This is a genomic window from Streptomyces montanus, from assembly GCF_005786655.1.
Lineage (GTDB): Bacteria > Actinomycetota > Actinomycetes > Streptomycetales > Streptomycetaceae > Streptomyces > Streptomyces sporangiiformans.
This window is the reverse complement of record NZ_VBZC01000097.1, coordinates 1-9,687: the sequence shown is the minus strand read 5'-3', so window position 1 is coordinate 9,687 and position 9,687 is coordinate 1. Positions and strand designations below refer to the sequence as shown.

The following is a 9,687-nucleotide window of genomic DNA, read 5'->3' as shown; positions in this document are numbered from 1 at the left end:
TGCGCGCCGCGAAACGCTCCACGAAGGCGTCGGCGACCGACTCGTGGACGTACAACCGCTCGATGGAGATGCACAGTTGACCGGCGGACGAGAAGCAGGCGCGGACCGCGCCGGCCGCCGCCTTGTCGAGGTCGGCGTCCTCCAGCACCAGCATGGCGTTCTTGCCGCCGAGTTCGAGGGAGACACCGACCAGGCGGGCCGCCGCGCTCTGGGCGACCTCGCGGCCCGTACGGGTGGAGCCGGTGAAGGAGACGTAGTCGGCGTGCTTGACGACCTCCGGCCCGATGACCGGGCCCTCGCCGAGGACGACCTGGAAGACGTCGGCGGGCAGGCCCGCCTCGATGAGCAGGTCACGGGCCCAGAGGGCGGTGAGGCAGGTCTCGGTGTCGGGCTTCATGACGACGGCGTTGCCCGCGACGAAGGCGGGGAGCGCGTCGCCGACGGAGAGTTCCAGCGGGTAGTTCCAGGGGGCTATCTGGCCGACGACACCGCGTGGATGGCGCAGTTCGGTGACCTTGGTGAGCGTCGGGACGGCGCCCGCGTGCCGCTTGGGGCGGAGGTACGAGGGGGCCTTGCGGCCGTAGTGCCGGGCCGCCACCGCGACGGCCTGGACCTCCTCGTGCGCGTGCAGGCGGGCCTTGCCCGTCTCCAGCTGGATCAGGTCCAGTACCTCGGCCTGGCGGGCGAGCACCAGGTCATGGAAGCGGAGGAGGACGGCGGCGCGCTGCCGTACGGGGGTCTGGGCCCAGACGGACTGTGCGGCGCGGGCCCGCTCGTAGGCCTGCTCGACGTCTTCCGGAGTGGACTCGGGCAGGTCGGCCAGCTTCTCGCCGGTGAAGGGCGTGTGGTTGGCGGTGCGACCCGAACCGGCCACGCCACGCGTGAGCTGGGCGATCAGCTCCGGTGTGACCACGTCGGCGACCGTGCGGGCGCCTTCGGGGGCGGGGGCGAGGGGGTTCGTACCGGTCTTTTCCGGGGTCTGCTCCGGGGCCTGCGAGTCCGTCATGAGCCGCAGGGTATGCCGGGACGAAGCGTTTGGGTACCCGCCGGTAACAGCTTTCACGGAGTACACACACCACGCCAGCGATCACTGGCAACGAACACCCTGATCAGGGCGTTGTCAGACGTCGATCAGGAGCGGATCGGGTTGGATATCGGGGTAGAGGAGGAGCTGATCACTACTTCCCGATCTCGGGACGGTCACGCGCCCCCTTGAAAGGTCCGGTTCTTGGGAAGGGCCGTACGTCCCACCGCCGCCGCGAGCTTGCGCAGCCGGCGCCAGTCCAGGGGTGGCTTGGGCTCCGGGACTCCGGGGCGGTTCCGCGGGACGCGCACGCGCAGGGCTCCGGGCTCGATACGGCACCGTACCGGCGTGGGGAGGACGAGGGCCTCGCCGTCGATGCCGACCTCGACCTCGGGGCGGTCGGCGTGGACGACCACCTCGCGGGCGGTGAGCACCGTGAGTCCGGTGGCATGCCGCCCCAGCAGCAACCCGGCGGCCTCGGCGGCGTTCTCGACCTTGACACCGAGAACTCCCAGCACGCCGGACTCCAACCGCTCGCGGTAGCCGAGCCCCGCCGGATCGTCCATGCGATAGGGGTTGTTGCTCACGAGCAGGGCCTGGGGCGCGTCGATGACGGTTTCCGCGATCCGGGCGGTCAGCCGCGGGCCGCGCTGATGCGTGAGCAGCTCGGGCAGCAGCTCCAGCGTCGTACGCACCTTGTCGTTCCGGTACGCGGGGCTCTGCACGACCGCCGCGTACGCGCCGAACGAGGCGTTGTTGACGAAGGGGTGTGCGTCGGCGAAGCCGAGGTCGACGCGGAGTTCGACCCCGTCGTCGGTGAGCGCGTCGAGGCAGGCGGCCGGGTCGTCCCGGTCGAGCCCGAGGTCCATGGCGAAGTGGTTCCGGGTCCCGGCCGATATGACGAGGAACGGTATTCCGTGCTCCGCGGCGACGGCCGCGACGAGGGCCTGCGTACCGTCCCCGCCGGCGACGCCCAGCAGATCGGCCCCGTCCACGACGGCCCGCCGGGCGAGCGCGGCCACGTCCTCGTGCTGCTCGGGGTCGAGGAGACGGACGCGTGCCCCGAGCTTCTCGGCCTTCTCCTTCAGGCCGAACCGCTCGACCTTCCCGCCCCCGGACCGCGGATTCATGATGAGAAAGGGGTTGGTGGGGGCGGGAATCCGATACTCGGGCACGCTCACGACATGCGACTTGGTACTGCTGAGCGCGAACTTCCCGGCCCAGACGGCGAAGCCCCACAGCGCCAAGGAGGCGACGGGGACCCACAGCAACTGGGCGGCGGCGAAGAACCCCACGACCGTGGCAGGCGCCACCAGGGCCAGAACTCCGGCCGCGGCCCGGGCCGGCCCCCGATGGGTCAGCACCCACCAGAGGGCGGCCATGGTCAGCCCGGTACCGAGCACCGCGAGCGCGATGAGCAGCAGGCTTCCGGACCCGGCGTATCCGAGCGGCAGCATCACGGCCAGCGCGGCGGCCACCAGGGCGCTCCGCGCCGCCCATCGCTGCCGGGCATGCGCCCGACCGTCAAGATCCAGGCCCACGGGGTTCACGGCTTGTCGATGTCCAGGTTCGCGATCGCCGTCTTCGCGACCTCGCGGCCACGCTCGGTGAAGTCGCCCTTGCCCGGGTAGTCGATCCAGAGCTTGTAGAGGTCGCCCGACTTGGTCTTGTAGTAGAAGATCCGGGCCTCGCGGGGCCGGGGCGTGTCCGCGTCCGTCTGGTCGTCGACGTAGGTGACGACGTTCTCCGCCGCCTCGCCACCGTCGTACGAGGTCTCGGTGGTGTCGGCCTTGGGCGCGGGTGACTCCGCCATGTTGGAGAAGGAGCTGTCGTCCGTCTTCTCCATGGCGTCGGCGTCCTGGTAGGCCTCGGAACTGGCCGTGCCCGCGATCTCGTTGAGGGTGTCCTCGGACTTCTTGTACAGGGTCAGGACGATCGAGACGGAGTAGCTCGGGTCGGTGTACGAGACCCAGTGCCCCTTGTCCGTGGAGCGATCCGGCTCGCCCCGCACATACTCCGGCGGCGCCACGAGCGTCGCGGCGACGTCCTTCTCCTTGTGCTGTTTCCAGCCGTCCGGCAACGGCCCCGCGAACGGGTCCCAGATCACCAGGTACGCGGCCACGGCCACCGCCACCACCGCCGCGCCGATCCCGATCCAGCCCTTGCGTCCGACGCGGACCGACTTGCCGCCGGGGCCCGCGATCCGGACTCGGTCTGCCACCTGGGTCGGCTCCGGGGCGGGTGGCTGCGCGGCCTCTTCCAGGAGCCGGCGCACCTGGGCGGCATTCGGGCGGCGGGCCGGGTCCTTGCCGAGGAGTGCGGTGATGGCGTCGGCGAGGGGGCCCTTGGCCGCGTTGGGCGCGGCCGGCGTGGCGTTGAGGACGGACTGGAGCGTCGCGGGCGTGTTGTTGCGGCGGAAGGGCGAGACGCCCTCCGTGGCCGTGTACAGCACGACACCGAGCGACCACAGGTCGGAGGCGGGACCGGGCCGCTGCCCCAACACCCGCTCGGGCGCGATGAATTCGGGCGATCCCACGAAGCCGCCGGTGTCGGTCAGGTTCGTCTCGCCCTCGATCTGGGCGATGCCGAAGTCGGTGAGGACGACGCGACCGTGCGGACCGAGCAGGACGTTGTCGGGCTTGACGTCGCGGTGCAGGATGCCCGCCGCGTGCGCGGCCTCCAGAGCGCCGAGCACCTCAAGGCCGATTCTCGCCGCTTCGCGCGCCCCGATCGTGCCCTCTTGCAGCGCGGCGCCCAGTGAACGCCCCTGCACCAGTTCCATCACGATCCAGGGCTGGCCTTCGACCACCGCGACATCGTGGACATTCACCACCGCCGGGTGGGCGAGCCGGGCCGCGGCGCGCGCCTCGCGACGCATCCGCTCGAAAACGTTGGCGCGTTCGCGTTCGGGAAGGTGGTCCGGTACGCGGGGCTCCTTGACGGCGACCTCACGGTCCACGGTCTCGTCCTTGGCCCGCCATACGGTGCCCATGCCGCCGTGGCCGAGTTTGGACAGCAGTCGATAGCGGCCGGCGATCAGGCGCCCGGCGCCGGGGTCCTGCGGCACCTGCTGCTCGGGGACGACCTGGGTGGGCGCCGCGTACGGGTTACCGGGGTACGGGACGCCGCCGGGGCCGGGCACCCCGGGCTGCTGTTCGGGCACACCCGGCCGCGGCGGTTGCAGACCGTAACTCGTTGGCTCGTCGGCCCCGTAGGAGGCTCCCCCGTTGCTGCTCATGGGTCCATGCCTATCGCGGCGACCACCGCGGGTTCCACCCCAGATGCTTTCCGGTCACCGATCCGTGACGCACAGGGTCACTTATGCGCCTTTTACGCAGACGTGCGTCAAGAAGTCGAACGAGCCGTCGCGGCTGGGCCCGTGGGCTCGGCGGGGCCGGTCGGCACGGAGGGCGCGGTGGAGGCACTCCGCGTGGGAGAGGCGGAGGGCGGTGAACGCGTGACGGTCACGGTGGGCGCGGGGCGTCCGGTGGGGCTCTTAGGGGGACTTGTACGGCCCGGACTCGTACGGGGCCCCTTGCCGGGATCCGTATCCGGCGCCGAACTCGTCGGCCGTACAGGGGTTTTGCCGTCGCCTCCGTTCATCAGCAGCGCGGCCGCCGACACTCCGGCAGTCGCCATCGCGGCGACCAGCGCGGCCGCGATCAGCACGCGCCGGCTCGGCGGCTTCACCGGCTGCGCGCCCGTGGGCGCGGCCGAAGGCGTGGCCGACGGTGCGTCGAGCGGCGCGATCATCTGCTGCCGCCTCGGCATTTCCCCCTGGGCCGGCGTATGGACCGGCGGCACCGTGGGCGTATGGCCCGTGTCGAGGTACGCCCGCAGCATCCGTTCGGCCTCCGCCGCGTCGAGGCGGCGGTCGGGGTCGCGCTCCAGCAGCCCGAGGATGACGGGAAGGATCGGCGCGGCCTGGGCCGGCGGACGAATCTCGTCGGAGACGACGGCGTGCAGAATGCCGCCCAAGGAGTCGCGGCGGAACGGTGATTCGCCGCTCAGGGCCGCGCACAGCAGCGCGCCGAGCGACCACAGGTCGGACTCGGGCCCGGTTCGGGCCCCGGACATCCGCTCGGGCGCGGTGTACTCGGGCGAGCCGACGAACGCACCGCTCTCGGTGAGCGTCGTCGCACCGGAGACCTGGGCGATCCCGAAGTCGGTGAGGACGACACGCCCCGCCTCGGAGACGAGGACGTTCGCGGGCTTCAGGTCGCGGTGCAGGACGCCCGCGGAGTGCGCCCGATGCAGGGCGCCCAGCAGGGCGATGCCCATCCGGGCGGCTTCGGCGGCGTCCACGGGGCCGTCCGAGGAGATCCGGTCGGCGAGCGAGCCGCCCTCGACCAACTCCATGACCATGTACGGGCGTTCGTCGTGCTCGACCACGTCGTGCACGATGATGATGTGCGGATGCCTCAGCTGCGCGATCGCCCGCGCCTCACGCAGAGTGCGCTCGCGCCGTAATCGGGACTCCTCCGCCGAGAGCGCCACGTCGAGGAGGAGTTCCTTGACCGCGACCTGCCGGCCGAGCAGTTGGTCGGTGGCACGCCATACGACGCCCATGCCGCCCCGGCCGAGTCTGTCCTCCAGCCGGTAACGACCCGCGATGACGCGGACGTTCTCCCCCTCGGTGCCCTCCGTGCCCTCGGTCCCCATGCGCCCCATCATGCCGCACCCTTGAGCGGGGCTCCGGGGGCGGCGCAGGACAGTGGCCGAGGAGCGACGGTACGCGGGACACGCGGCGTGGGCCGTGGCGGGGGACGGCGCCCGGGCGGCCGTACCGTCAGCCGGCCGTGTCCCCCTTGGGGCGCCAGCCCCGCAGGATCGCGTCGAACTGTTTCCGGGTGGTCTTCCAGTCCTCCGCGGGCCCGGAGACGTAGATCGCGTACTCGACGCCGTCGCGGCTGAGATACGTCTCCTCGATGGCCCGGCGCGGGCCGGGGAACGGCGTGTCCTTCGCCTGCGCGATCCAGGAGAAGTCCCAGAGCGAGCCGGGGCGGTCGCGGTACACGTTGGACTCCAGGCTCATCCGCTTGTAGTCGCGCAGCCGCTGCAACTGCTGCTCCAGGTCGAGCTGGTGCTCGTAGGGGCTGTCGAAGTCCGGGGAGTCGTCCACGGCGATGCGGACGAAGTGTTCGCCGCCGTCGGGCGTGTAGTCGGTCTGGAATTCGTCCACCGCCTGCCGCTTCCAGCCTTTGGGCAGGACGAGGCTGAACCCCGCGGGGTCCTGGACACGGACCCAGTTCTCGGGCACGGCGCCCGTCGAGGCCTCCGCGTTCTCCTCCGACGAAGACGGTGAAGAGGAGGAGGACGAGGATCCGTCCGTCTGCCTCCACTCGTCCGCGTACCGCATCGCCGCGGCACCGCCTCCGCCGACGAGCGCGGCCACGGCCACGACGAGGGCGACGGTGCGGCCCCGGCGGCGCTTGCGCGGGCCGGCGGGGCCGGACGGCATCTGATGCCCGGGCACCGGCTGGGTACCGGATATGTGCTGGTGACCCGACGCCGGCTGCTGTCCGGGCATCGGCTGGTGACCTGGCATCGGCTGATGACCGGGCGGAGGCTGGTGGCCGAGCGCGGACTGGTGCCCGGGCATCGGCCGGCGCGGCGTGACGGCCGTCGGTTCGGACGCCGACGGCCAGCCATGGGTGTCCGAGTGCGACACCTGTCCCGTCGGCACATAGGCCTGAGCCGCGCTGGGTGTCCGTCCCTCCGCGGCCTCGGCGAGCATCTGCTCGGCCTCCTCCGCTCCGGGCCGGTCGGCGGGGTCCTTGTGCAGCAGGGCCGTGATCACAGGCGCGAGCGGGCCCGCGTGTTCCGGCTCGCCGGGCTCCTCGGTGACCACCGCCTGCATGGTGGTCAGCGGTGTGGTCCGCCGGAAGGGCGACTTCCCCTCGACCGCCGTGTAGAGCGTGGCACCGAGCGCCCACAGGTCGGACGAGGGGCCGGGGTCGTGGCCGCGTACGCGCTCGGGCGCCAGATAGTCGACCGAGCCGACGATCTCCCCGGTCCGGGTGATCGTCGTATCCCCCTCGACCTGGGCGATCCCGAAGTCGGTGAGCAGGACGCGCCGGTCGTCGGCGAGGAGTACGTTGCCGGGCTTGATGTCGCGGTGCAGTACGCCGGCGGAGTGCGCGGCCCGCAGCGCCCGCAGCACCCACAGGCCGATGCGCGCGGCTTCCTGGGGCTCGATGCGCCCCGACTCCTTGACCGCGTCGGCGAGCGAGCGGCCCTCGACCAGCTCCATCACGATCCACGGCCGGCCGTCGTGCTCCAGCACGTCGTGCACCGTGACGACGGCCGAGTGGTTGATCCGGGCGGCCGCGCGCGCCTCCGCCCGGGTGCGGGCGAGCAGCACGCCCTGGTCGCTCTCGGAGACGTACAGCGCGGCCGTCAGCTCCTTGATCGCGACGGCACGGTGCAGCACCTCGTCGTGTGCGCGCCACACCCTCCCCATGCCGCCGCTGCCGATGGTGTCGACGAGCCGGTAGCGCTCGGAGAGGAGCAGGCCCTGCATCTGATTCACGTTTCCCCGCAATGGTCTTGGCAGGGCTCAGATTAGGGACCGGCCTGCGCACAGGGAACCGGCGGGGCCCCCAGGAGACCGCACTGTGATGGTTGTCCCTTCCGCGCTCAGGAGGGAACCAGGGCGGGACCTGGGCGGGACCTGGAGGAGGCAGCCGTGTGAACTCCGGGGAACTGAGGTGAATCGCAGGAGAGTTGGCGGGGTGCTGGGGAGGAGTGGGCGGGTACGGGGAGGAATGGGCGGGTGCTGAGGACGAGTTGGCGGGTTCTGCGGAGCACTCCGCCGTCAGTCGGTGACCTGATAGGTGGCCGACGCCTGCTCGTACAGCCGTGTCACCTCGTCCCGCTCGGCTTCCGGCCCCCGCAACTGCACCACGTGGTAACGCCCGTCGACGATGATCGCGAGATTCCGTACGTAGATCTCGCGGCCCCCGGCGTCCTGCCAGGTGAACTGGCCCTCGGCCATGGTCCGTCCACCCACGTCGATCCGCCGCATCCCGCTGGACGTGGCCCAGGTCGAATCGCGGAACGGCTGGAGTTCGCGCTCGTCCTCCCGCTGGTACGTCATCGGATCGCTGCCGTACTCGCGCGTGGTGTCGCGTCCGGGCACGACGAACAGCTCGAAGTTGCCGTGCGAGTAGACGACCTGGCCACGCCCGTTCTTGGGAGCCCGGTCCCAGCCGTTGGCGACGGCGACCCGGAAACCCTCGGCATCCTTGCGCAGAGTGAAACCCTGGGGCAGGTCAGGGCCGGTGGTCTGCGTGGTGGAACTGGACGACTGGGTCGGGCTGTTGTCCTTGCTCGGCGTCCCGCCCGGCTGCGGATCCTTGTCGGCGTTCCCGTCCGTGCCCTTGCCGGTGCCCGTGTCCGCGTCAGCGTCGGACGAGTGCCCGGGAGCCGGGACGGCATCCCCGGCCGTGCCGGTCCGCGCGCTGCTCGCGTCCGGATCGGACTTCGGCATGAAGACCATGGCGTACGCGACGGCCGCGGCCAGCGCCAGCAGGATCAGTAACAGCAGCGTGCGGCCGAGGCGACGGGGCTTGGGCGCCTTCCCCTGCTTGGCCCGCTTGTGGCGGCCGTGTGTGTCGGGCAGCCCGGCGCGGCGCTTGCGGACGAGTTCGCCCCGGCGGCGTACGACGGGCAGGCGCGTCGGGTCCACGGGCGGCGCCGCCACGACATGCGTTCCCGCCTCCGGCTCGGGCGCCGACCGCACGAGCGAACGCAGCCAGCCGCGCAGCTCCTCGAAGTCCAGCCGCTCGGTGGGGTCCTGTCGCAGCAGCGACTCCACGACCGGCCGGAGCGGCCCGCACTCCTCCGCGAACGCGGGCGGCTCCGCGCACACGAGCTGCACGAGCTCGGCGGTGTTCTCCTCGGGGTAGGGCGCGTGGCCCTGAACCGCCCGGAAGAGCAGCGCGCCGAGCGCCCACAGGTCGGTCGCGGGCCCGATCGGCGCGGCCAACTGCCAGTTCTCGTGAACAGGTCCCGCCTGCTCGGGCGCCCACCTCTCGGTGACCGGGCCCACGACCGCCATACGGGCCTGGCGAGCACGCTCGGCGGCGAGCGCGGTGGTGGGGCCCCGGTGCGGGGTGCGGCTGGGGACGAGGTGGTCCCATTGGGTGGGGGGTGCTGTGGTGTGGCCGGGAGACGGGTGGGGCGCACCGCTCGTGACGGAGCCCGGCGCGAGGTCGGGTGGGTACGGCGCCGAGTCGGTTCCGTACGGCGTGGAGCCGGTCCCGTACGGCGTGGAGCCGGTCCCGTACGGCACCGGGCCGCTCTCGTACGGCACCGAGCCGGTTCGGGCGGGCGCAGAGCCGGGGCCGGTGCCGTTGCCTGCCGTGCCCGTTCCGTGTCCGGGTCCGGCGGCCGGGAGCGCGTGGTGCCCCTGGCCGTTGCCGTCGGTGACCGCGGGGGCGCCGTGGCGGGGTGCCGCGCCGTGCCAGGAGTTCGCCCGGCCCACTCCGTACGGGTCGGCGATCTGGCCCTGCGGCTGCGTGCCCTCCATGCCGTACCCGGCGGAGGCCTGCCCGGCGTCGGTGTCGCTGCCCTCGGCCGGCCGTGGCCGCGGCGCGGGCAGCGCCGCGTTCGGCCCGCCCTGTTGCTCCTCGTGCACGCGCGCCGCGGCCCGCGCACCG

General features: G+C 72.2%; 5 protein-coding genes and 1 pseudogene. All 6 read right to left on the bottom strand.

The window, feature by feature from the left end; genetic code table 11:
* Positions 1-1,006 (bottom strand): aldehyde dehydrogenase family protein (locus FE633_RS49040; protein ID WP_246114115.1); only part of this gene is annotated, 1,006 nt, incomplete at its 3' end.
* Between the two features lie 194 nt (positions 1,007-1,200).
* Complete coding sequence (locus FE633_RS44180) at positions 1,201-2,565, bottom strand: diacylglycerol/lipid kinase family protein (RefSeq protein WP_138050825.1); 1,365 nt, start codon at positions 2,563-2,565, stop codon at positions 1,201-1,203.
* Between the two features lie 5 nt (positions 2,566-2,570).
* Entirely contained in the window at positions 2,571-4,262 is a 1,692-nt protein-coding gene (locus FE633_RS44175; protein WP_138050810.1) for a serine/threonine-protein kinase, read from the bottom strand.
* Between the two features lie 137 nt (positions 4,263-4,399).
* Positions 4,400-5,698, bottom strand: a pseudogene (locus FE633_RS44170) (serine/threonine-protein kinase); the annotation flags it as partial.
* A 115-nt stretch (positions 5,699-5,813) separates the two neighbouring features.
* Positions 5,814-7,547 (bottom strand): serine/threonine-protein kinase, encoded by a 1,734-nt coding sequence (locus FE633_RS44165; RefSeq protein WP_138050824.1) that lies wholly within the window; start codon positions 7,545-7,547, stop codon positions 5,814-5,816.
* A gap of 294 nt (positions 7,548-7,841) precedes the next feature.
* Positions 7,842-9,687, bottom strand: a 1,846-nt coding sequence (locus FE633_RS44160; protein WP_484422059.1) for a serine/threonine-protein kinase, incomplete at its 5' end; no start/stop codon positions are given.